Annotated in this window: 14 protein-coding genes and 1 pseudogene; 6 read left to right on the top strand and 9 right to left on the bottom strand. The window is 55.8% G+C overall.

Going from position 1 to position 23,353, the window contains the following annotated elements; translation table 11 throughout:
- Positions 1-235: 235 nt before the first annotated feature.
- The 3 genes from queC to D1409_RS16815 form a co-directional block, all read right to left on the bottom strand.
- Positions 236-955 carry a 7-cyano-7-deazaguanine synthase QueC gene (gene queC, locus D1409_RS16825; protein WP_123538159.1) on the bottom strand — a complete coding sequence of 240 codons (720 nt, stop codon included), beginning with the start codon at positions 953-955 and terminating at the stop codon, positions 236-238.
- Between the two features lie 69 nt (positions 956-1,024).
- The gene (locus D1409_RS16820) at positions 1,025-1,804 is read right to left on the bottom strand and encodes a 7-carboxy-7-deazaguanine synthase QueE (protein ID WP_123538158.1); all 780 of its coding nucleotides are present in this window, start codon (positions 1,802-1,804) and stop codon (positions 1,025-1,027) included.
- On the bottom strand, positions 1,804-2,253 hold the full coding sequence (locus D1409_RS16815) for a 6-pyruvoyl trahydropterin synthase family protein (protein WP_123538157.1): 450 nt from the start codon (positions 2,251-2,253) through the stop codon (positions 1,804-1,806). The genes D1409_RS16820 and D1409_RS16815 overlap by 1 nt, the downstream gene beginning before the upstream one ends.
- 129 nt (positions 2,254-2,382) lie before the next feature.
- Between D1409_RS16815 and D1409_RS16810 the strand changes: the two genes are divergently transcribed.
- From D1409_RS16810 to D1409_RS16790, 5 genes are all read left to right on the top strand, one after another.
- Positions 2,383-2,895, top strand: coding sequence for a DUF6884 domain-containing protein (locus D1409_RS16810; RefSeq protein WP_164471742.1), 513 nt, complete (start codon positions 2,383-2,385; stop codon positions 2,893-2,895).
- Positions 2,892-4,151 (top strand): tRNA-guanine transglycosylase, encoded by a 1,260-nt coding sequence (locus D1409_RS16805; RefSeq protein WP_206425104.1) that lies wholly within the window; start codon positions 2,892-2,894, stop codon positions 4,149-4,151. The genes D1409_RS16810 and D1409_RS16805 overlap by 4 nt, the downstream gene beginning before the upstream one ends.
- Entirely contained in the window at positions 4,151-5,674 is a 1,524-nt protein-coding gene (locus D1409_RS16800; protein ID WP_123538155.1) for an ATP-binding protein, read from the top strand. The genes D1409_RS16805 and D1409_RS16800 overlap by 1 nt, the downstream gene beginning before the upstream one ends.
- 197 nt (positions 5,675-5,871) lie before the next feature.
- Positions 5,872-7,842 carry a tRNA-guanine transglycosylase gene (locus tag D1409_RS16795; RefSeq protein WP_206425103.1) on the top strand — a complete coding sequence of 657 codons (1,971 nt, stop codon included), beginning with the start codon at positions 5,872-5,874 and terminating at the stop codon, positions 7,840-7,842.
- Between the two features lie 194 nt (positions 7,843-8,036).
- The gene (locus tag D1409_RS16790; RefSeq protein ID WP_235853612.1) at positions 8,037-8,600 is read left to right on the top strand and encodes a GIY-YIG nuclease family protein; all 564 of its coding nucleotides are present in this window, start codon (positions 8,037-8,039) and stop codon (positions 8,598-8,600) included.
- 42 nt (positions 8,601-8,642) lie between these two features.
- Here the strand turns inward: D1409_RS16790 and D1409_RS16785 are convergent, their stop codons facing one another.
- From D1409_RS16785 to D1409_RS16765, 5 genes are read right to left on the bottom strand one after another with little or no spacing between them, the layout of a single operon-like run.
- Positions 8,643-9,335 (bottom strand): hypothetical protein, encoded by a 693-nt coding sequence (locus D1409_RS16785; RefSeq protein ID WP_123538152.1) that lies wholly within the window; start codon positions 9,333-9,335, stop codon positions 8,643-8,645.
- Complete coding sequence (locus D1409_RS16780; RefSeq protein ID WP_123538151.1) at positions 9,319-12,324, bottom strand: hypothetical protein; 3,006 nt, start codon at positions 12,322-12,324, stop codon at positions 9,319-9,321. Before D1409_RS16780 ends, D1409_RS16785 begins: the two co-directional genes overlap by 17 nt.
- Entirely contained in the window at positions 12,321-13,169 is an 849-nt protein-coding gene (locus tag D1409_RS16775; RefSeq protein ID WP_123538150.1) for a hypothetical protein, read from the bottom strand. The genes D1409_RS16780 and D1409_RS16775 overlap by 4 nt, the downstream gene beginning before the upstream one ends.
- Positions 13,169-14,065 (bottom strand): hypothetical protein, encoded by an 897-nt coding sequence (locus D1409_RS16770; RefSeq protein WP_123538149.1) that lies wholly within the window; start codon positions 14,063-14,065, stop codon positions 13,169-13,171. Before D1409_RS16770 ends, D1409_RS16775 begins: the two co-directional genes overlap by 1 nt.
- A 37-nt stretch (positions 14,066-14,102) precedes the next feature.
- Positions 14,103-18,845 (bottom strand): DEAD/DEAH box helicase, encoded by a 4,743-nt coding sequence (locus tag D1409_RS16765; protein WP_123538148.1) that lies wholly within the window; start codon positions 18,843-18,845, stop codon positions 14,103-14,105.
- A 212-nt stretch (positions 18,846-19,057) separates the two neighbouring features.
- Here D1409_RS16765 and D1409_RS16760 point away from each other — a divergent pair, with 212 nt between their 5' ends.
- Positions 19,058-23,227 (top strand): DEAD/DEAH box helicase, encoded by a 4,170-nt coding sequence (locus D1409_RS16760; protein ID WP_123538147.1) that lies wholly within the window; start codon positions 19,058-19,060, stop codon positions 23,225-23,227.
- A 20-nt stretch (positions 23,228-23,247) separates the two neighbouring features.
- On the opposite strand, the pseudogene D1409_RS16755 reads toward D1409_RS16760, so the two are convergent.
- Positions 23,248-23,353 (bottom strand): annotated as a pseudogene (locus tag D1409_RS16755) (IS5/IS1182 family transposase); the annotation flags it as partial.

Raw genomic sequence — 23,353 nt, 5'->3', positions numbered from 1 at the left:
CAGTACTCAGTCCGCTCAACGGTTGTGCCATCAGTACTCCCGTAGTGGCCGCCCGTTGCTCGAAAGTGCCGATACTCAGTAGTCCCGCACTCCGGACACGGTTCTCCCAACTGATCCCAGTCTTCGCGCTGCGTACCGGTTATTGTTTGTTCGGTGCCATCGCTGTCGATGACGACAATTTCGTCCGTCACTGGAATGCCCTCGCCCTTCAGGGGCTGGACAAAACCACCGGCCGTTACTCAGCGGAGTCTGTGAGCGACTCGGCGTGATACTCCGGCCGCTCGGCGTAGTCGATTGGGTCCGAGACACCGACCCGCTGGAACGCCTGCAGGCGGAAGGCACAAGCATCACACCTTCCACAGGCTGGCTCTTCGTCTCGATAGCAACTCCAGGTGATCTCATAGGGGACGTCGAGTTCCAGCCCGCGCTCTGCGATGTCGGTCTTGGACCACTCGACGAACGGTGCGACAAGTTCGATCCTCGTCTCCGGCTTCGTGCCGACATTGATGACCTGCTGAAACGCGTCGAAGAACTCGGGCCGGCAGTCTGGATATCCCGAGAAGTCCTCGCTATGCGCGCCGATGAACACAGCCGAACAATCGTTTGCTTCGGCGTACGATGTTGCCATCGAGAGCAAATTCGCATTTCTGAACGGGACGTAGGAGGTCGGGATATCGTCACTATCCAGATCGGCATCGGCCACGTCGATGTCGGTATCCGTCAGGCTCGACGCGCCGATTGCCACCAGGTGGTGTGTCTCGACGTGGAGAAAGTCGGCCGCGTCGACCTCAGCAGCAAGCGCTTCTGCACACTCTTGTTCCTTGTTTTCGGTCTCTTGCCCGTACGACGTGTGGAAAAAGTACGGCTCGTAGCCACGGTCGATCGCCTCGTAGACAGCCGTCGCACTGTCCATCCCGCCCGATACTAGAATCACGGCTCGCTTTTCGTCACTCATTGGTCGTAATGGGTCGTTGGAACTGCATACTCCGTAGCTGGTCTGTGATCGGTAGCATCGATTTCGGTGTCACGTTCCGGGGGCATCGTTCCAGAGGTCGACGTGTAGCCGCGGCGTGTAGCGATATCCATGTTCGGTCGCCAGTTCGGCGACTTCATTTCTCGTCTCGTCCAGTTGATCGCGAGTCACCCCTTCCGGCATCAGCAAGATGTCTGAATCGGGGATCGCAGTCGACGTTGCATCCCGGACTCGGTCGACCAACTCCTCGATCTCGTCCATATCATCGGGACCTGTGACGACGAACTTCAGTTGACTCTCGTAGTCGTCGACGAGCGTCGTGAGTGCCCCCATGTCGATCCGTCGGTCTTCGTGACGAGATGCCCAGTCTCCCTCCCCCTTAGGATCCTTCTCGGGTGTCGGTGTACTGCTCGCTAATTTGGGGCTGATGCTCGCGAGGTCGATGTGTGCGTCGCGGTAGATTGTCCCGTTCGTCTCGACGGTCGTGTGATACCCGGCTTCGCCGAGCCGATTCAGTAACTCGACGCTGTCGTCGTACATCAGTGGTTCACCACCAGTCAGGACGACGTGAGTGGCTTGGTCGTATGCTGAAACCTCGTCAATAATATCGTCGAGGCTCATCCACGAGTGGGTTGGTTCCCAAGAGGTGTGATAGGAATCGCAGAACCAACAGCGGAGATTACAGCCGCTTGTCCGCACGAAGACTGTCGGAACGCCCGCGAGCTTTCCTTCCCCTTGCAGGGAATAGAACAGCTCGTTGATCGGGAGTGATTGTGCGGACTCTGCTGAGGACTCCGTGTCCGGTCTCTCGACGTCTGCATTGACCGGCATTAGTACGTGGCACAGAGTTCGCTCGTCTCGCTCACTTCGACGGAGACGTTAGAGACGGAATCCGGGAACGCCTCCAGCATCTTACGCTCGAGGACGACTGCCATTACCTCGGCTGTCGGCGGGTGGTCGAGAACGACCAGTGCGTCCCCATCACCACTCTGCTCGAACGCCGAAACGAGCGGATCACCGCGTTCGAGCAGGAACCGATGATCCCACTCAGATAATATCTCAGTAATATCCCCTTTATCTACGACCCAGCCGTCGTTCGTGAGCTCACCAGTGACCGATACCGAGATTTCGTAGTTATGTCCGTGTGGTCGCGAACACTTCCCGTCGTGGTGTTGCAGGCGATGGCCTGCGCTAATTCGGATGGGGGTTTCACTACCGATTTCGAGCGTTCGTTCTTCCGAACCGAGAGTGCGACGTTCCGATTTTGCCCCCTGAGACATACCGGGATATTACCTAGGGAATACTAAAGTGTGCCCATCAGGGCAGACTTTGGGGCGTGGCCACATCCGAATCACACTAGTAGAATCGACGAGCGTTGTCGTCTCTTCAACTCAGCGCCATCTGATTCGGTGACGGCGATACCAATAAGACCCGTCGGCGTGATCACCCGCATCGTGAACACACTACTCGTCCAATCCTGTTCAGAACGGAAGGTAGACACGCCAGAGCCGATTCCGGCGTTCGAGCGATACGACGGGTACTTTTATCGGATCATCAAAAACGCCCTCGACAGCCCTCTCAACGGCGCACCATTCGACATCAGAATTCTCTCTGCGGAGTACGGTTTACTCCATCCCGACGACCCCATTGAGAACTACGACCGAAAGATGGACGAGCAGCGCGCGGCTGAACTTCGACCGACTCTCACGACGGAGCTACGCGAACTCGCTGAGAATTCCGAGTACGAACAGATAGTCGTCAACGCCGGAAAGACGTACTGGGAGGCAATCGACGGCTTTCAGAACGGTCTTGACGCAGAGTTAGTGCTGGTAGATGGAGAGGGCCTTGGAGAGAAGGGACATTTTCTGAAGGAGTTCTTGCAGTCGCTACAGTCGGATACTGAACTACCGCAGGCACAATGAAGTCACACTCAGCTATTGTTGGCGATGCAGTCACCTCACATAGTTCGTTTACCGTTGAGTCGACTGCAGGAGATGCACGCGCGGGACAACTGAGCTTCGACGACACTGCACTCGAGACACCAAATCTGTTCCCGGTGATAAATTTCTATGCGGGTGGTCTCGAACAGAGTCTGTTCGGTGGTGGCATCCACCGGACGATGAAGGAGTTCATGACGGGACGAGGAAAGTTGGACCTCGAAGCGTGTGCTGAGTATTTCGATGCAGCGATGGTTTCTGTCTCATCGCTCACAGATTACGGGATACCACGAGATACGTTCGAAACATATCTCGAAACACCGATCAAGGAACGGTCAGAGTTTTCCGAGTTCGATGGACTGCTGTTCGTTGACTCTGGCGGATACAAATTTCTCCACGACGGCGAGTTAGATGGAAGCGACTTCGAGATGGAGATTGACCAGCGAGCGGTCTTCGATATTCAACAACAACTGGGTGGTGATGTTCTCGTCAATCTCGACCATCCAATTACGCCTGACGACGGGTATCAGACCCGCGTCGAAAAGGCCAGGAAAACAGCACAGAATGTCGCTGAGTTCTTGCGATTGTCTGGGGACCATAAATCTGTCCGGTATCTCACCATACACGGGTACAACTACTCGATGTGTGATACTTTCTTATCTGAGTTGACAGATATTCTCGGCCCACATCTCGTCCGGTCGTGCTTCGACGGAATCGCTCTCGGAAGTCTGGTTCCGAAGAAGGACAACAAAGGCGATCTGATTACGGCAGTCAGCGACTGTAAGGAGGTCTTGGCCGACTACGAGTTCGATGATCTTCCATTTCACGTCCTCGGGATTTCGAGCAGTTCCATTCCACTACTGATCGCGCTCGGAGTCGATTCGTTCGACTCCTCTTCGTACATCCACGCGGCGATAAACGGGAAGTACCACACGTCGCTCACGAATACCGTGCCGCTAGATGAAGCGTCGTTTGAAGATTGCTACTGTCCGGTGTGTTCCAATCCGGAACTCCGAGCATGGATGAGAGGGGACGCCGAGTACAAAAAAGACGAACTGGGGGCCGTATCCATGCACAATCTGATCATCCAGAAAGACGAGGTAACACGAATTAGAGAGTGCATCCACGACGACGGAGCGGATGGACTCGCAGAGTATATCGAATCGACTGTCGGACGGAACAAATCGATGCGACGGTTTGCCCATCGCGTCATCAACGACTCCCTTGGGGGGTACTTCTAATGAAAAAGTCACCACAGGTCAATGAGGTCAACGAGTTCCTCGAGACGGCGAGCGACTTCGAGGATCCACTGGAAGTGATTCGGGAATCGCTCTCGAATAGCTACGACGCACAGGCGACGAACGTCGAAATCGAAATATCCAGCCACCCAAATGGTTCCGAGATCATCATCGAGGACAATGGAACTGGAATGAACCGCCAGCAGCTGGAAACGTTCTTCGACCTCGGTAATTCCCAGAAGACGGATTCGATTGGCTACAAAGGCCACGGGACGAAGATTTTCTACAAGAGCGAGCGGATCGTCGTCACTACGACAACTGGAGACACTACTCTTCGGGCGACGATGGAACGCCCGTGGGAGAAACTCAACGATCGAGTTCTCCCGGAGTACGAAGTTACGGAGGTAGAACCGACTGAATCTACCGACGGGACGGAGATCCGAATTGAGGGATTCAAATCCGGGCAGGGGTTCGACCCTAGGTCGCTCACCTACAACAAGATCCACCACTACCTCAAGTGGAAGACCATCGCCGGCTCGACAGCCCACTATTTCGGCGAGGAAGAGCGGGAGATGGAGATCCGCGTCGTTCTGGACGAGGAGATCGACGACACACAGTCGGAACTTCAGACCACGAATCGTCTCGAGTTCCCATCGGAGCAACTCAGACCAAGTACTGGTGAGTTCCCTGCAGAGCGAATGTGCAAGATCTACCCGCCTCAAGAGCTCACAATCCCTCACGACGGTGGAACGACGACAGCACAGGTGGTCGGGATGGTCGGTGGGAAGGCCGCTCGAAACGAACTGCCCACCTACGGGAAACACTCCGCCCAATTCGGAGTCTGGTTAGCGAAGGACTTCATCAAAGTGGAACGGGTGAACGAAGCCATCTCTCACGACAACGAGTTCCTCCACTTCTTCTTCATCGCGAACTGCCAGGAGCTCGAGCTCTCCGCAAACCGCGGAAAGATCCGAAACAAATCGAGCCCCGTCTATCAGGCGCTCGTCGACGAACTCGATCACTTCCTCTCGAAAGTGGGAGAGGACCCGTGGTTCAAGGACTATCTCGAACAGCGCCGAATCGCGGAGCTTGATCGGAAGGCGGAGTCGCAACTATCTTCTGTCGAAGAGCGCCGTGAGCGTGTGAAGGAGCGAAATTCGTTCGAACCCACAAACCAAGCAGAGGTACTCCTCGCGTTAGAGCGATCGAACAGTTCCGCCGAGACGGTACAGGCGGAAGACTTTCAGATGGGATCGGACATCAATGCGATGATCCGCAAGGACGGGGAACTCTGGAGTTGCTCCCTCCATCCCACACTTATGGATCATTTTGAAGCGGAGAAGCCGCTTCAGAGTGTCGAGAAAATCGTCTGCTGGGACCTGGGTGATCGTGACCAGCTTCAGGAGATCGAGCGAGACGGGTATCAAGGTGGCGAGGTGATCTTCGATTTCGCGGAGAGCGAGATTATCTACAAGAACGGGACCACCTCTCGTATCGAGATCATTGAAGTGCAGGAGCGATTCTAAACGGATCGTACGGATCTTCCGGGTGAGCTGGGTCGAGCCAAACAAGGACAGAAGGGGTAAACCAGACAGACTGCAGAAAATCACGAGACAGCTAGTGGATTTTATCAGTGAGAGTGACCGGATATTCTGGAGAAGGAAGTTAATTAACCCGGACCGTCTTTCACACACCTAATCAGATGTCGCGCGGATTCGAGTTAGTGAGTGAAGCAGACTTCGGTGCGGGTAGGCTCGGCCGGATCCATACCCCTGAGGCACCTCAGCAGGGTGCTGTTGAGACACCAGCGTTCTTTCCTGTACTCAATTTGATTGGTGGTCCAACACCTGTTTCCGGGGGTATCTGGAGTCGTCTCCGGAACCGCCTCTTTGCCGACGATAAATTTCAGGGTGCGATGTTTCAGGCAATGAGCTTCCTGGATTTTCATCTGAGCCCCGATTCGCTCGAAACGTGGCGGACAGAAGCCGAGGGCCTACACGAGTGGCATACCGATCACGACTCACCAAAGGATAATCCCGATCCTGCCCCATTTACGCAGCCATTGTTCGTTGACTCCGGGGGGTTCAAGCTGATGAACTCACGAACATTCGGCGATCCACCCGAAGAAGGAGGGGAAGAGAACGAGTGGGAAATCTACACCAATCCCGAATCTATTCTCTCGCTTCAGTACGACTACGGGGCAGATATGCTTGCAACACTTGATTATCCGATTCCACCGGATCTCAATCAAGCAGAAAAATACCAGCGTGTCGAGGATAGTATTGATAGCGCTGTTGAGTGCATTCGTCTTCTCGAAGAAAATGAGAGATACGCAGATTGGGATCCAACCGTCTATGCGGCCATCCATGGTCACAACTACGAGGAGATTGCCTACTACGTGAGTAACCTCCTTGAACGAACGGACTACGAATCGACCATCGATGGCTTCGCAGTTGGATCGCTCGTCCCACTACGTTCGGGGAATATCGGGACCCTTGTCGATATCGTCCAAGGTGCGACGGATGCTATTCCTCCCGAGCGCCGCAATGAAATTGCCCTGCACGTGTTTGGAATTGGGGGCCGACTCGCACCATTGCTAGCAACGCTTGGTGTCGATAGTTATGACTCGTCAACGTATATTCAAGCGGCTCAGCACAAGAAGTTCATTGACCGGGAAACAGGTGAAAAAAAGGTAGTAGACGATATCGACGCGGCAGAGTGGGATTGCACTTGTGAGGCCTGCAAGGAACTTACGGAAGTCGGTTTCCAGGACATGAAGTTCGTCTTCAATGCGGATCAGTCCTACAAGCCAATCGAAGTCAAACGGGACGGGCAGACGATGAAGTACATGAAAAGCGATTTTTACGCGCTGATCGCCCACCACAACTTCCATGTCTTCCAGGAGGAGGTTGACGATGTCCGACGCGCAATCGACGACAATAGGTTAGAGCAAGAAGTGTGGGACGCAGCTCAAGACAACGATGATATCGCCGCAGGGATCGCTCGAGCTGCGAGCCGGTGGCCTGAACTGGAGTCTGTGGTTCCAGATGACGTAGCTATCGACTCGAATGCACCAGAGGCGAATCCGGAAACATATCAGACGATATTCAATGACGATGGGGAAATCGTCGTCCCATCACAGGATGGAACGTCACTCTCGCATACGCCGAGCGATTTTGATCTACAGGACCGATCGTTTGAACCGGATCCCACGCGACCGATTTGCTTACTCGTCCCGTGCAGTCAGACAAAGCCCTACAGCGACTCACGGACACACGGCGTTATCGACAGTCGGCTACAAGAAGCAGGACTCAGAGACAGTGTCGAGAAAGTGTCTGTCTCAGGACTGTACGGTCCGGTGCCCAAAGAGTACGAAAGGGATGACGCGATCCTCTCGTATGATTACGTGTTGACTGACGCCGATACGTCACAGACCGACCTAGTAACTCGGCGCCTCAAGTCATTCCTCAAGACGTACGGCGATGAGTATGAACAGGTCTTCGGGTATGCAACAAGCAAAACGTATCGAGTCGTTATCGACGACGCATTCACACAGACTGGAGTCGGAAAAGTCCTCCCGACGGATCCGCCGGCACGGCGTCTTACCGAGCATTTCCGGAACGAGCATCTGGATGAGCTTGCCGAGAAAGTGCAGCAGTCTCTCAACACGATGCCGACGAAAGAGAAGTCGTAAGGACTGTTCAACGTAGATCATCCACTTTCGGAACAAGCCCTCACGACGACATCATCGGGACCTGATTCCTCAGAGTTCGACACTGAACTGATGTAGCACAGACTGGGGGACAGATTCTATCGTAGAGTGGGTGCCGCATGCGTGTAGTAAGATCGACGGTGGTATTAGACACTGGAGACCACCGTGTGGACAGGATGTTGTCAGAAAAGGTGAAACAGGTCCCAACCAATACGCCGGGCGTCTACTGTCTCTTTGATCTGGATGGCGAACCGGCCTATGGCGGGAAGAGTAGTGATGTTCGCGGACGGCTCCGCCAGCATTTCATCCGTCAAGACTCAAGCGTTGCAAGCTACGGACGGTTGGATATCTGGGATATCAGCCATCTGTGGTGGTGGGAGACTGACCAATACGCACTAGCCGAACAGCACCTTCTGGAGCAATTTTCACCGTATCTCAACTTCGATACGGAACACGAGCAGCCGGTAGACAGTACGCCAATACAGCTCGATGAACCGACTGGAAAGATACAGCTCATCGATGAGGAGGAGCGAGCATTTCGGTCCCAACCCTACAATCGGACAAAGCAGAAATTAGAGCACCTATCACGGATGGTTGATAAAATACGACTGGCCGGCCATAGTGAGAAGACGAAACAGACGCTCTACGAGCACCAGCGAATTCTGCAGGAGAATATGGGAGACTTTCTCGACCTCTCTCCCTCTGAGGTTCAAGCGGAACTCGATGACTATTTCGAGTAAACGACAGTCTTGGAAAATATACCTTCTCTACTACCCAGGACTCTAACCGAGGCGGATTTCAAGGTGATCTGCGAGGTTCGATCCCGTGAGCGCCTTACGCTCTTCTGCAGTAAGATCGTTGAAATAGAACCTGTCGTCAGACAGGAGTTGATCCATAACATCCGCTAAAGAGGTCCCGCTGTAGCTTCCGAGGAGATCATCCTGTACCTGTCGGAGGGCGCTCGACATCGTCTCAGCAACCTCGTGTGCCTCCTGTTGCTTCGCTTCGAATGAATCCTGACTCTCGTTGGTATAGACGTGAGCCTTCCAATCCCAGTCGTCAAGCAGCGATTCCAGTGCTTTGAGTTGGCTCTTGTCGGTGGCTTCAACGTACTCGTTCAACTTCCGCATCGCCCTGACACGGTCTCGCTCTCCGGTTCGTTCTTCTTGGATCGCGTCCTGGACTTCTTGGGCTTCCTGACTGACCTTATCTTCAACGTCATCGATGACCTCATCTAAGACATCGAATTTACGCTCATCGGCAAATCTCTTCGCTTCTCGTACCTGCCCCTTGGCATCATCGGAGACTGCAATGCCCAAACTGAGGAAATTTCGAGCAATGATTGCCTGCAGCATGGTCTCCTCCATCTCGGTTGCAACATCCTCTAACCGGTCCTCCAAGTCTTGACGGAGATATCGTTGATGGATGGAATCAAGTTCCTCCTCAAACTGGGATTGGTCACTCGCCTTCCACATAGTACTGGCTCACCTCCTGGAAGTGCGGGGCGAAGGATGATGTCGTGTCACCCGTTTCGAAGTCGATCGCATTGAACGCCTCAGTGACTTCGTGTTCCATCAATTTATACTCAATCAGCATCTTATGGATCAAATCCTGTGTCGATGCACCCAGTGTGTCGAGACATAACTGGCTGGCCGCGACCACGGCATCCACCTCATCTTGACTATACGAATCGAACTGCAGCAGTGACTCATACAGCGAGCGGTCCACGTCGTAGTTATCTAAGACTTCGACCTTGTCATGGATCCACTCCATATCCGTCCCTGCCAACTCGTTCAATGTGGTCTGTGCGACCGTGTAGTCGTGCAGTTGGTCTTCCTGCTGGTCCAGTGACTTCTGCATCCGGAAGGCCTTGGTCACCATGTCGACCAGTTTCGTGTCAGTATCGAATCGGACACGCGAATTCAATTGGTCAGGGTCGGCACGGAGTCGGCTCAACACGTCTTGCGGTTCATGATGGTTCAGCCATCGACGGAGTCGAGGAAGGTTCAGAGTCGAGTCACTGACAGCGAGGCGTTCCGCGACAAGGGCGTCAAACGCATCCGCATATCCCATGAACGCCTCAATATGGTCTTCCGCTTCGGGAGCCAATTCATCCGTCAGTGCCGTCTTCAATGTCGCGTCCAACGCGTATTCTTCGCCGCTTGCGAACCGCTTGTTCAGCGTCGTTGCTGTCACCTCTTGCCACGGGTCGTCTAATACCACGATCCACGCATAGGCTGCAAGGATGAAATCGTCAAACCCGTACGGCGGGTCGTACTTGTAGTAGACCGACGGATCCTCGATATACCGCTGTCGGACTTTCGTTCGCCACTGCCGCGCGTACGCTGTCAGGTGTCCGCCGACGATATCGAGAATCCGTTGCTGATCGGCGCTGGCGTCTGCCTCCTCACGCCGAATCCCGTATTGTAACAGCTCCCGAATGTCGGACCGTTGGAAATCACGGGGATCTAAGATAATCTGATCCGGGTTTGGAGCTGATTCTGCCGATGCGTACACGAAGGGATCATCCGACCGACTAAGATTGTATCGCAGATCACAATCCGTCCACAGTGAGTAATCCTGGGTCAACGTGTTGATCAGGTCGGTGAACGCCGTTCGCAGGTACGCGTCCGTCTCGACATACGACTCGTCGTGTGGGTTGGCGTACCAGTTGTCCACGTAGCCGCTTTGTTCGTTGATGATCCGCTCAACACGACTCACTCCGTCGTCATCATCGTCCTCTCCGTCGTCTTCGCTCGCTTCCTCTGACTCATCTTCGTCATAACCGTCGGTCTCTTCACTCGGGTCCGATTCGTAATCTTCGGGAGGTTTGTACCCAACGCCGGGAATCTTGACGTGGTCGTCGGTCAGTTCGATATTCGCGGGGAGGTCGTCTTCTTCCTGGTGTTCAGGAAGGAGGTCGAACGCTTCGAAGAAAGCCCGGTCAACGGCGATGTACTCCTCGTATCGGTCGGTATCGCCGTACCATTTTGCGACATCGGCGAAGACTTCGGCTTCGTGATAGACATCGTCGTGGGCTACAACCCGGTTGGTCACATGCTCTAAGGGGCTTGCCGTGGCAGGGCACCTAGCAGTCCCGTTGAAGTATTCGAGGACGGTCTCGAAAACGACAATGATCAGCTCACGGGGCGACTGCTCGCTTTCATCAAGCCCGGTGTAGATCCGTTCGACGAACCGCTGGTTGAATGGGAATAGGTCGCGGAAACTGTCGTCGCACAGCCCGCATGTTGCGCAGAGCGAGTCTGACTCCGGGTCCAGTAGGGTGAATTCGCCGGTGTCATTGCCCCGGTCGTAGCGAACGCTGCCATCGTGGTGCTTGATGTAGCCGAGGTACGGCCGGATAAAGTCAACCGCTGATCCATCATCAAGGAAGAGGACCTGGTTGGAATTTTGCTTGTTTGTCCGGTAGAACCGGAATCGGTCTTCTGCAGTCCGCTTGTGGAGGACGGCAGTCGAGTCGCGAGTTCCGGCGACGATGAAATCCCAGTTGTCACCGGGATTATCGCGTTCCATGAAATTGCGGAGTTGCCGTGCCTGCATCCCGGTGATCGAGAAGTCCTCAAAGACCGCGACCGGACGTTTGTCATCGTATTCCTCGTTGAATTTCTCACCGACCTCTTCCAGCAGATCTGTCAACGGCGGGGTGTCGTACTGGTCAAGTAATGCCTGCCAGAACCCGCTGCTCAGTTTCTCCGCTGGATGTCCTTCGAAGGCATCGGCATCTTCCTCAAACACCTGAAGGAAACTGTTCTGATCGTACTCCTGCTTGGTCACCAAATTCGGCTCTTCACCATACTGCCGAGTCTCGACAAGCCGTTCACGGATCCGTTCCGCCACGAAATCTAAGATCTCGTCTTCTTGTGCCGGTTCGATCGTCGTTTCGTAGCCGTCCCACCCGATCTCCAGCAAGGCGGTCGAGACCGCGTGGCTTGCGACCATCCGCGGTCGCTCTTTGATATCGTCTTCAAGCCGTTTGAACCGAGACGACGTATCCAACGTCTCGCCAAAGTGTGTCTGGTAGAAATCGGGGATTTCCTCCGTCAGCATCGACATCAGGTCCGTGTTTTTGTCGACACGCAGAACCGGCCGATTAGCTTCGTTCTCTAACTTGTGGGTGAGTGCCACACAGAGTTCCGACTTCCCGGTCCCGACCTCCCCCTCAATAACGACAGCAAAGTTCTTGTTACGGCTCGCGGAGAACTCTTGGTAGACATCGTCTTCGGTGACAACCCGTTCGTCACCGCTTTCCAGAGATGGCCCGTCGACACCTCCCTCAGTCTGGAAGAGCTCGATCGGCCGATGGGTGAACCAGAACAGCTCCGGATTTTCAGCGCGGACTGCGGCAACCCGGCTGAACAGGCTTCGCAGATCGGATTCATTCTTCTCATGAAAGTGAGGGCAGAACAGGTCGTCGGACGTCTTAGGCGTAGGTTCGCTACTCATGGCGTGAGGACGATGGAGTTCGCGGATTGTTCGCGTCGACGGTGGCTTGGCATCCGGTCAAAGGTGATTGCGCCTTGGTCCCCAATCTCTGCCAGGCGGATCTGTTCTTCTTTCAGCAAGTGGAACAAGGCACGGCTGAGGACCGCAGGGACGCCTGCTGTGTCGTCTGGAAGGTAGATCAGGTTGGTCGACAGCCACTCAAGATACGCTGACACCTCAATGACATCGTTGCTGTCGACTGTCCGCCCAACCGCGCCGTGCGCTCGCTCGACCGAGTGATAGATGATCTCTGGATCAGGATAGACCGTGAATTCGTGTGTGTCGTACTGATGAAGCAAGCCAAGATACGTGGCGAGGCGGCCCCAGTTTTCCATCTTGTTCGGGTTCAAATCGATCCGGTCGCCGCGGTAGGTTGGGTAGTAGTCCAACTCATCGCGTTGCCAGCGGTCCATCTGCTTCCGGACCGCTTCGTCGTTGTCGTTGATCCGGTGGTGGTCCTCTTTGAGAAGGTACGTATAGTTGAGGTGAAACACTGCCTGCTTTCCCCAGTCAGCGGGAGTAAGTGACGAGGCAAGATGTTCTAGCGCGGTGAGCTGGAAGTCACGCATCTCATCACCTGTTGACCAGGTGTACTCCCGAATGGCGTACTCCTCGTCATTGGACTCGAGCAATCCTAACCGCTGTAATCCCTTCGCTCCCTCATCAACGGCAGCAACACTCAGCCCGGTATCATCGACAATCTCGTCACCAATCGTATTGCCGCGATTGACTGATTCATATACCGGTTTGAGTGACCGAGGATTTTGGATAGTGTTGAGTATATAGCCTTGGTCAGCAGCGGCCATTACGGGTCCCGTTGTAGCCACGCTTTGTAAGTCTGCCCGATAGGTGTCGATTCGAGGTCATTGGCTTGACGACGTGCGTCGATCATCGCTGCGTCCTGAGCCACAGCAGCCGGATCGAATGCCCGCATATTCTCCGAGACCATGGCGTTCAGTGAACGAACAACTGCCTCTGCTTCAGAAGGCTCCCACTCGATACGGCGACGGAACCAATCGGCAAATGCCTGTAACGTAACATCCTTCTTGGGGCTTGTTCCGAGGCCGTCCTCACTTTGGAACGCTGCGGCGATCACGTCGTAGAGCGGGAGATACGGCGCATCGTTCACCACGTCGAAGAGGTCAGTTGTCTGGGTTACCGTCTCACCAGAGACGAGTTCGTACAAGATAGCGTTGTCTTGGAGGAAGACATTCTGTGTGTCGGTCAGTCTGAAAACGAAGCCCTGGTCGTTGTACCACTGCTGGACCGCGTCATAGACATCAGTATAGGGGCGCCGTGCAATGGCGAAGGGTTCGTGGTAGAGCGGACGCAACCCCTGCTGGGTTTGAAATCGTCTCTCGTTGGCGACGACGACCATCGTTCCGCTGTGCCGCCACTGATTGATCAGGCTGCTGATCGAGTGCTGTGTCTTATCCTCGTAGTATTGAGTCGTCAGTGCTGCCAGCATTTGATCGTCGTACTCGATGTTCGGCAGCAAGGTGTACTGGTAGGGGAACAGACCCTGGCCGTTACCGTTTCGCAGCTTCCGCCACTGCCACGGATACGTAAACTCCGCTATACCGAGGCGATGGAGCGCGGGCAGACAGCGGAGCAGTCCGAACTGTGGCCGTTGCTCGGTCGTGTCGTGGATGAACAATACGCCCTGTTGAGAGAGGAACGATTGGAGCGCCTGCCACTTCATCGATCTCGCCCCATCATCTGTAGTCGGGAGAAGACAGTCATGCCGGCTGTCCTAATGCCTTCGCCAATATTGTCCTGTTCAGCAAGTCGTTGTCGAGATAGGTAGCCGGCGTCCGGTCGATTAAGAGGCAGTTCTCACAGTAGCCGCTACACTCGTCACAGTCGATAACATTCTTAGCCTCGTTGACGACAGCGTCCAAGTGCTGGTCAACCTGTGTCGCGATCCCGTTGCCACCCTGCCGGTTATCGACGATGTAGACACAGACCTCATCGTCGGTTGCCATCACTTTCACACGGAAATCGTCTTGGTCACTCTGCGTCTCGACGGCAACTGCTTTTGTCAGCGCTTGCTCTAGGCTAATGAACAGTTGGGGCCACACTGCCTCACCTTCCTGCTCCAACGCCGTGTCCGGAAGCCGATCAGCCATCTCCGCCTGTTCAAACCTGAGAGTGATTCCCTGTGTCGCGTATTGGTTCCCCACAGGTGCATGCCGAGCATCGTCGGTGTCGCTATCAGGGATCCGTGCCTCAGACCGCTTGATATCTTTGCCGGATCCCATCGCATGGCGGCGCTCAAATGCCGGGATGAAGTCGATCACGTCGTAGCTGCCAACCGCGATATCACAGGTGAGGCCGAATGCCACGGCTTCGTCGCTTGCCGCTGCCTCGCTGCGCCCAGCAACGTGAGTTGTCATGATAGGCGATGTGCTGAACTGGTCTTCAAACTGGTAGGCCTTCCGGCAACTGACTGCTTGAACACCGTGAATCGAAATCATGTCCAAAGGGCTGCCGCAGTGCGGACACTGCTCCGCTGCTGTCCGGTAGCTTTCGAACGGCCGTGTACAGTCGTCGTTTGTACAGATCGCCACCGTCTGTAACGGTTCCTGCGTCCCCTCAACGTCCGATACCAGATAGGTTGAGCCGTACAAGGTCATCACTGCACCGCGCTCGTTCTCCTCACCAGGGTAGAAGTCGTAAAGGCGGCCATCGCCTTGGAACGAGATGCTTTCACTACTGCCCTCGAACTGGACGGGGAATTGTTGGCCGAACTCTCGGTAGTTCGCTAGGTAGCCCAGTCGGTTGAGCCAGAAATCCAATCGGTCATTCCCGTTACGGATGTCATCGAGATCGGTACTGCCACTAAAGCTGCGGAGTTGGCTACAGGTTTGCTGTGTCCGTTGCCGAAAGCTCACCGGCCCAGCACCGCTGAAGATTTCGTCGAAAACCTCTAAGCCGCGTTGCCTGAACACGCCCTCGATATGGTCCCGCAACTGGTCTGCCATGTCGTCGCGGACAAAGGTGCGTAGCTCATCAAGATTCGCTTCGACCCGGTCTGCGAACGCAGCAACCGAGTCGACCGACTGATCAACCCGATAGGTCGCCTCGAACGTGTCGCCCGGTTGCGGGTTGCGAGCGAGATAGCCAACGACTTCGGTCACGACATGGCCAGCCAGAATCTCGTCGAAGTCGAACGGTTCCGGAACACGGACAGGATCGAAGCTGCCGAAGAACCGATCCAGATCATCGTAGTAGTGTGCGTCGACAGGATGGGTCCCGCGTACCGTGGTGGCCACCAAAGATTCGCTGCCGCGTGTCCGCCCGGTGCGGCCACTGCGCTGTACGTAGTTGGTCAAGGTTGGCGGTATCCCGACCTGTGCCACTGAATCCAGGGCACCAATGTCCACACCGAGTTCCATCGTCGGAGTCGCGCTAACGATGTTGACATCTGGATCCGATTTGCGGAACCCCTCCTCGATAGCGCTCCGCAGTGTCGGTGGAACATCCCCTTTGTGGATCCCGACCGTGATGAAGTCCAGCTCCAGTGCCTCGACCTCGTCGCGCGACACTGGCGTCCCTTCACTCGGGATGAGGGGTGACAGGAGGTCGTGACCCCAGTGGTCGACCGGGTACTCCCAGTCACTCTCGATGTCTGCCCAGCCGAGGAGGGTCAACGAACCGTCGTCTTCGACACGGAATCGTTGGTGGACGTCAACCGTATTGCCGCAAGTCGGGCAGTGGTCAAGGCTGTCACCATCACGGGGGACAGGGGACGCCGTATAACAGTCGTCGCAGAACGTCACTCGGGGGACCAGTTGGAGGTCGCTTTCACTCGCGTAGTTTTGCACAACGAAGATGCCACCGCCGACATCACCGTATCCGTCGCGTGCTTCCAGATGTTCGATCTGGTCTTCGATATACTCGAAGACGTCGTCCTCAGTTGCTTCGTCTTTGCCCGCGTTGAGGATTGTGCTACGGACATCATCCCAGGTCTTGAATTCAAGGACACCGCTGTCCAACAAGCCCTGCAGCACATCATCGACAACCTCACTGAGTTCCTGTTCGGTGAACCGTGTCTCGGATTCAAGCTTGTTGACCAGCCGTTCTCGGGTATACCCCTTGAACTGAATCCCGTGTTTCTGGAACTGAGGCGGGAACCGGGTGACAAAGAGATTGAACACCTCGTGGCCTATCGCCGCGGTCTTCGGGTTGGGACAAGTGTAGACCCATGCGGGGGTAACAAGCGCTGCTTCGCGGAGATGTTGACACTCAGACAGCCGTGCGTTCGGCTCAATTTCGTTCCATAGCTCGACGAGAATGTCGTTCGCGTCCGTTTCCCGATCCGGTGTGTTCTGTTGCAGTGGCTGCCAATACTGCTCACGCAAGGTTTCCACTACTGGATAAAACAGTGACCGAACCTCGGCTTGGCCACCTTCCTCGATCAACTGTTTCACGTACAGCGTCTCAGCGGTCAGCCCGTATTCCGTTCCGATGATCTCGTTGCTGACCGATTCGGCTGTCGACCGTGAATCAGAGAAGACCAACGTCTTCTCGGACGGCATCGACCGGCACAGCGACGTCAACATGAACGAAAGCAGGGTCGGCGTCGGCACCGTGATATCAGTCAACCGGAGCCGCGACGTCGAACAGCCAGGGCATGGACCGTCCGTTCCGCCGCCGTAGACCGGTTGGAACACCTCCTCATCTTCGTCCTCGTTTTCGTTTTCGGTGTCGACTTCGACGAACGGGTGATGGCAGGTCCGGCAGAACCGGAGTTCCCGTGTCTGGTGGCCCTCGGGACAAGACCGGCCACGGATCACTTCCTCGCATGTCTGGCACCAGTAGATCTTCCGCGGCGGTTTGGCGAACATGTGGTACTTCGCCGTCACCATCCCGGCTGCTCGTCCTAGAGCAAGCAGGGCCGACACCGTTTCATCCGGGTTCGACGCACCTGCTTCCTCTAGTCGGTTCACGAGGTCAGCGTAGTGCTCGAACTCAACCTCGGTGGTCGACTCGTCCATGAACCACGATGCCAGAGTCGCGACTTCCGGAACCGTATCACGGATAAACTGGAACCATCTGCCGCCGATATCACCGTGCTCCACCACCTGTTCCGTCAAGATATCCAGTTCTTCGGCTGCTATCCCGAGCGCTGTCCCACCGTTCTGGATAGCTTTCGCTGTATCGGCTTCCTGTTCAGTATCGATGCTGTCAGCGATGGGGGCGAATACCCAGTCTCGGTGCTGGTCCGGTACATTCAAGGGGTCTGGTCCTGCCAAGAGTCCGATCTCCTCCAATGTGGTGACTGCACCGGTCAACTGGGGATAGCTGTCACAGAACGTCTCCCGGTCGACGGCGTGGCGTTCGGTGAGGACGAGTGTTTCAACGATGTCGCGGAGTGAGCACTCCGCAAACCGGTCGAAATCAGTCGTACCGGTGACCGGGAAGTCGCGGGCAGTGAACCCGATCTCGTTGACCTCGTCTTGATTCGTCCCGGTCAGGACAGAGGCCAAGTCGCTGGGATTCTCGATGGTGGCTGAGACGAGCGTGACTTGCGGGTCGTGCGCTGCGTAGAACTGTTTGAGGCGGCGAATGAGCAACCCGATACTGGACCCAGAGATTCCGCTCCAAACGTGCGCTTCGTCAAAGACCACGTGTTGGACCGGGCTTTTCTCCGGCCCTTGTCCCAAAATATCACGGGTATGCTCATTATCACTGACGAACATATAATCAAGGGCCTCCGGGTTCGTCAGGAGGATGTCGACCCCGTCCCGAATCTGCTCTCGGGTGATCTTGAGCCATGGGTAGGTCCAACTCTCACTGCCCGGTGTTCCATCAGTAGTTACCCGTAGATCATCTTGTGTACGGGGACACTCTAGACCGCGGATGTTAGCGCCTATTTCAAGGTCAAAGTCACGTGGCCCGACTGCTGCTGGCGTATCTCGATCCCAGATCCCGATGGTGACGCGGTCCTCGCGCGGCAGTTCCTGATTTACTGTGTCGATGTAGCGGAGAAACCGATTGAGCTGGTCGACACCCAGCGTCTTCATCGGGTAGTTGATGATGGCTTTCAATCCGTCTTCGTTCGTCGACACACAGTCATTGAGTAAAGGGAAGAAGAACGACTCTGTTTTCCCAGTCGCCGTCGGCACAGCCAAGATGTTGTCGTCGGAGTCCGTCTCGATGGCCTCAATCGTTTCTGCCTGATGCTGGTAGAGTGAGCCGGCCTGGTCGCCGCCGAACAGTTCGTCGACGATCGCGTCGACAACCCGGTCATCGTAGTCGTACTGGTCCAGTAACTCGGTGGCGGGTCGTGTCGTTGTGGCCGGTGGTGAGACAAATTCGAGATACGGGCCTTTGGTGTCCACCAGTTCGTTGGAGACAAAAGAAGGAGCGTTGGTAACGCCTGAAATACGGTTGAGCTTGGTAAGTTTCCGATTCCACCACGTGATCTCGGAGGCGCGATCCGTGGCGGCTGTAAATGCGTCGAGCGGAGATGGCATTGGCCGTATGACAGTGGGGACGGATACCCCTCACTAAGCCTTTGCGTCACCTCTCCGATACAGACTCATCATTTTCAGTGACGTCTATTGTTCGATGGGCAATGAGCGCTCGATCAAGAGGAAAGTTATTCAATTAGACCACTGTATCAGTTCAGCATACGTATCGATGACACGATCTCTGACTGTCTGGCGGATCGTCAACTTCGCCACTAATGCAATATAGCGACCACACAACGAACCCGAACCGGGTCCCAACAGAGGTCCGACCTCTGGTCCGCGGAATGCTGTTTAATCGCCAGCTGCTCGGCACCGACCACAACGGCGATCCGGTGACCGACGCAGTCAAATACACCAGCGAAGAGCAGAAACGGCGGCTGTCCACCCCGTACGACGGCGCCGACCCGTTCGTTGACGACATCCTCGATATTTTCGACTTCGACCCGCTCGACTTCCAGGTTGATAGCTGGCAGCTGATCAACGACTTCCACCAGCGACGCCACGACATAGGACAGCCCCATGCCGCTATCCTGTCGGCTCCGACCGGGTTCGGGAAAACGGAGGCATTTCTCGGCCCGCTGTACCAACAGTTGCGGGACGGTGAGCAAGATACCACGGTCATCGTCTATCCGCGGCGAGCACTCCTCCAAGACCAGCTCGGCCGGATCCTGAAGCACGTCAACTCCATGCGGTCTGCCGGCGAGCAGGCACCACTCTCCGTCGGTGTCTACATGGGGGGTATGCCCTACAGCGTGGGCGATGTCCGCGATGATTACTTCGAATCCGAGAACGGACGGGAAACGTTCCAATTGGCGCACTGCTGGTGCGGCGATGAAAACACGACGAACGCGTTTACCTATGATGGGAGTTCGGACTCCTACACCATTCGCTGTGAGGCAGACGACACTCACAACTTCACCAACAACGAACTCGTCTTGAGCCGCCAGCGTATCAAGGATGGGGAAACCCCGGACATCCTGCTGACCACGCTGGAATCGTTGGAGCTCTTTGCACTCAAGCCGAACTACAACATCATCGACGACGTAGACACGTTTGTCTTGGACGAGGTCCACCTCTACACCCGGCTGCGTGGCGCACATGCTGCCAAGATCATCGACAACATTAACGACATCACGGACCAACCCCTGCTCTGGATCGGGGCGAGTGCCACGATCGACAACGCCGACCGGTTCATACGAAAGCTGTTCAACTTCCCCTCCGATCATTTAGCCACGGTCGACGTCCCTGAATCCGACCTCAAACAAGACCACGACGACAAGGAGCATTACTACTTCCTGTTATCACCGGAGGACGGACCGGGTGCCTCCTCCATGATGATCCAGCAACTGCTGTTGATCGGCCACAGCCTCCTCCGCGATACCGACGGCAACGAGGGCAAAGCTCTGTCGTTCATCGACAGTATCAGTCAGGTCAACCAGAAGAAAGCCCAGCTCGACGACGCCGAACGCGGCGACGACAACCAAGACGAACCCCCCTTGTGGCACCACCATACCGATCGGTCGCCGCGCGGCCAGCAACCGGCGAATCCGGAAGCAGACTGGGCCGACATCGCTGATGCCATGGACTACGATTTTATCGAGAACCGACCCCTCGATTTCCTCTCCGTCTACTCCGAGATAGGGTTCGACGCGGAGGATGCCGCTGAAAGCGATATCTTCCTCTCTACCTCGTTCCTTGAAGTCGGGATTGACATCGGCGAGATCAAGCATGTCACTCAGTACCGAACTCCGCAGAACCTGTCCTCTTTCGTCCAGCGCACCGGCCGCGCCGCTCGGGAGGAAGGTATGGACGCCCACATCTTCGTCTTCCTGTCTAACCTGACGAACGACGCCAACATGTTCTACCGGGCGGACCGCTTCCTCAGCTCCGAGCTCCGCACCCCGCTCAAGCCCGACAACGACGTCATCGAGTGGATCCACACCACCCTCAACACCTACTATACTCGGGCGAGCGACATCGAGAACCGCCGCATCCGCCGCGGCGAAGAAGAAACATTCCTTGAGGAGTTCCTCACCCAGGACAGGCAGTACCAAGAGTTCTACCAGTTACTGCTCAATCCCAGCGACTTCCTCCTTGCCGAATTCGACATCGACGACACCGTCGAACCGTTGACTACGGAGGCAGGGATCGAATCCGTCCGCGACATACTCAACGAACGCGAATGCGAGCTGGAAGAGGAGTTCGCGGAAGTCAATGACCTGATCAACATTGAGAGCGGTGAAATTACCCGTAGCGACAACGCCTTCGAGCAGTACGTCGACGAAGTCCGGCAACGGACCCTCGAAGTTATCAGCCACTACGTCGACATTGCCGACCAGTACCAGGGCCACATTGACAGCAGCGACGCCTCCGACCTCGATGATGACCTTGACGAACTCCGCGACGAGTTCGCGGAGCTACGTGAGGAGACCCGTGACGGCTACCGCGGTGCTGAGACCGAACGTGTCGAACAGTATGAACAGCTCTTCGGCAGGATCATTTCGGCAGTCGGCGATCTCACCGGACTCCGCGCCCAGATCAACATCCACATCGATGACCGCCCTGAAGATGTCTCCCTCGACCGAATAAACGATCTCAGTGATGCCGTCGACATCCTAAGCTCGATCGCCGGTGACGGCCGGCTCGAGGAGAACATCGACGAACGATACCAGATTTATTACCTCCGTCGCGTCCTTGACCAGCTCGGAGAATACCGCGACCTCGAACGAGACCCTGACAGCCGGGTGAACCGGCCACATATGAGTCTCCACTACGTGAAGCACTTGCTCCGTGCGGCCTACTACCTCCACCGCTATCTCCAGGTCACCGACCGCACCTACAACGACGAGATCTGGTACGTGCCGCCATCGTACTTCGGCAGCAGCGGCCAGTTCTTCACTGTGATCGGCCCTAACGGGTTCGACGATAACGAGGAAACCATCGACAGCCTCGTCCACTCCCACGCACCGTACCGCAGTGAATTCCAAAACGAATCTTCTAGCCTCCATCTCTTCCTCCCACCGACTGAAGTCGAAAGCTACGGGGAACAGCCAACGGGCAACGAGGTCCAGTTCGACTTCAGCGACATCCCCGGAGACCGGCGGAACGGAATGCTGATCCCGGACTCCATCCAGCTCTCAGAGATCCCTGATGTCACCGGACAACGCGCGCTCAACATCGTGGCCTACTGCCCGCAGTGCCTGACCTTGCTTGACGATCAACGGTGCATCCGACACAACGAGATAGCGTGGGGCAAAGTCCATGCCGAACCCCAGGTCCGGACCGTCGCCCGCGACACTGACGTAGAGGACACAACCGGTAGTCTCGCGCTCGCCGAGATCCGCGGGCAAGTCACGTTGGAAGGAGTCTCTCTGGACATCACTCCCGCCCGGCCGATGGGCGATCTGGGTATCCAGTTTACCGGAGACGACCCTATCCAACGTGAAATCGACAGCCCGGAGACACCGCTCGGCTTCGATCTGAAGACACGCGGCCTCATCTACGATCTCACCGACTTCGTCGCCTACGTTGAGGACAACGAGGACCTCATCGCTGATGTCGCCCGGTACAAGAACCTGGACGAAGTCCCGATCGACGAATTAGCATATCATACAGCCGCCCACTTCTTCCTTCACTTAGTTGCGGACGTCGGCGGTGTCAACCCGTCCATGCTGTTCTACGGCCTGGATCCCGAGGAAGGCATCGTCTTCATCTTCGAGCGGACGGAAGGGGGACAGGGTATCGTCGATCTCGTCTACGATGAACTGGAGAACGACCCCGGCACGCTCCTTGAATCACTTGTCCGCATCACCTACAACACGCAGGTCATCAACGAACAACTCTGGGCCGACCCTGACTTCGTCGATGACCTGCCCGAGCGCAATGTCGATGATGACGCTGTCAAACGCTGTGTCGACACCTATCTTGAGGAGCAGCTTGACCTAGTCTTCCCTGAGATCAGGGACGAAGTGGTGCAAGAGGTATTGTCGACGTGTGACCGGGCTGCCCAGCTCAGCGATGAGGAAACCATCGCGCTCCGCGACGCTTATACTGTGAAGCACACCGTGGCCGATGCGCAACTTGATGGCGTCAACGCGTTTCCCGAAGGACGCGTTGACGCACTCAACGTCGATCTGGATGAGCTGTCGCGTGTCGAGTCACTGTTTTTCTCTCCGGATGTCGACGGCTGCGTCGAAAACCTGCACACCGGGGAATGCATCTCCGGTCACGACCAAGAGGAAGTCTTGAGCCACGTCTTTTTGCAGGAACTCCGCAACCACCTCGTTGACTTCGTGGACTCCGACGACGCTGTTGATGAGATGTTCGACCGTGAGCAAGTCCCCGCAGGAGAAATCAATGACACGAGCATTTACTTTACCTTCTAGAGCGTGTCATAGAATCCATCTCATAGCTTCTCACAGCCCGGATCGTTTCCTCGTTCGAAGTTGGTGATTGCAACGACGAGCCGCAGACACAACGCAAGGAACACTTCTGTTCGTGCGTGGACGCGG

Origin of the sequence: Halosimplex salinum, from assembly GCF_003730195.1 — an archaeon.
GTDB lineage: Archaea > Halobacteriota > Halobacteria > Halobacteriales > Haloarculaceae > Halosimplex > Halosimplex salinum.
The sequence above is the reverse complement of the archived record's forward strand: the minus strand, read 5'-3'. Positions and strand labels throughout refer to the sequence as shown.

Bases quoted from the DNA above. Each gene is read 5' to 3' on its own strand.
- queC (WP_123538159.1), bottom strand. From the start codon at position 955: ATGAGTGACGAAAAGCGAGCCGTGATTCTAGTATCGGGCGGGATGGAC.
- D1409_RS16820 (WP_123538158.1), bottom strand. From the start codon at position 1,804: ATGCCGGTCAATGCAGACGTCGAGAGACCGGACACGGAGTCCTCAGCA.
- D1409_RS16815 (WP_123538157.1), bottom strand. From the start codon at position 2,253: ATGTCTCAGGGGGCAAAATCGGAACGTCGCACTCTCGGTTCGGAAGAA.
- D1409_RS16805 (WP_206425104.1), top strand. From the start codon at position 2,892: ATGAAGTCACACTCAGCTATTGTTGGCGATGCAGTCACCTCACATAGT.
- D1409_RS16800 (WP_123538155.1), top strand. From the start codon at position 4,151: ATGAAAAAGTCACCACAGGTCAATGAGGTCAACGAGTTCCTCGAGACG.
- D1409_RS16790 (WP_235853612.1), top strand. From the start codon at position 8,037: ATGTTGTCAGAAAAGGTGAAACAGGTCCCAACCAATACGCCGGGCGTC.
- D1409_RS16785 (WP_123538152.1), bottom strand. From the start codon at position 9,335: ATGTGGAAGGCGAGTGACCAATCCCAGTTTGAGGAGGAACTTGATTCC.
- D1409_RS16780 (WP_123538151.1), bottom strand. From the start codon at position 12,324: ATGAGTAGCGAACCTACGCCTAAGACGTCCGACGACCTGTTCTGCCCT.
- D1409_RS16775 (WP_123538150.1), bottom strand. From the start codon at position 13,169: ATGGCCGCTGCTGACCAAGGCTATATACTCAACACTATCCAAAATCCT.
- D1409_RS16770 (WP_123538149.1), bottom strand. From the start codon at position 14,065: ATGAAGTGGCAGGCGCTCCAATCGTTCCTCTCTCAACAGGGCGTATTG.
- D1409_RS16765 (WP_123538148.1), bottom strand. From the start codon at position 18,845: ATGCCATCTCCGCTCGACGCATTTACAGCCGCCACGGATCGCGCCTCC.
- D1409_RS16760 (WP_123538147.1), top strand. From the start codon at position 19,058: ATGCAATATAGCGACCACACAACGAACCCGAACCGGGTCCCAACAGAG.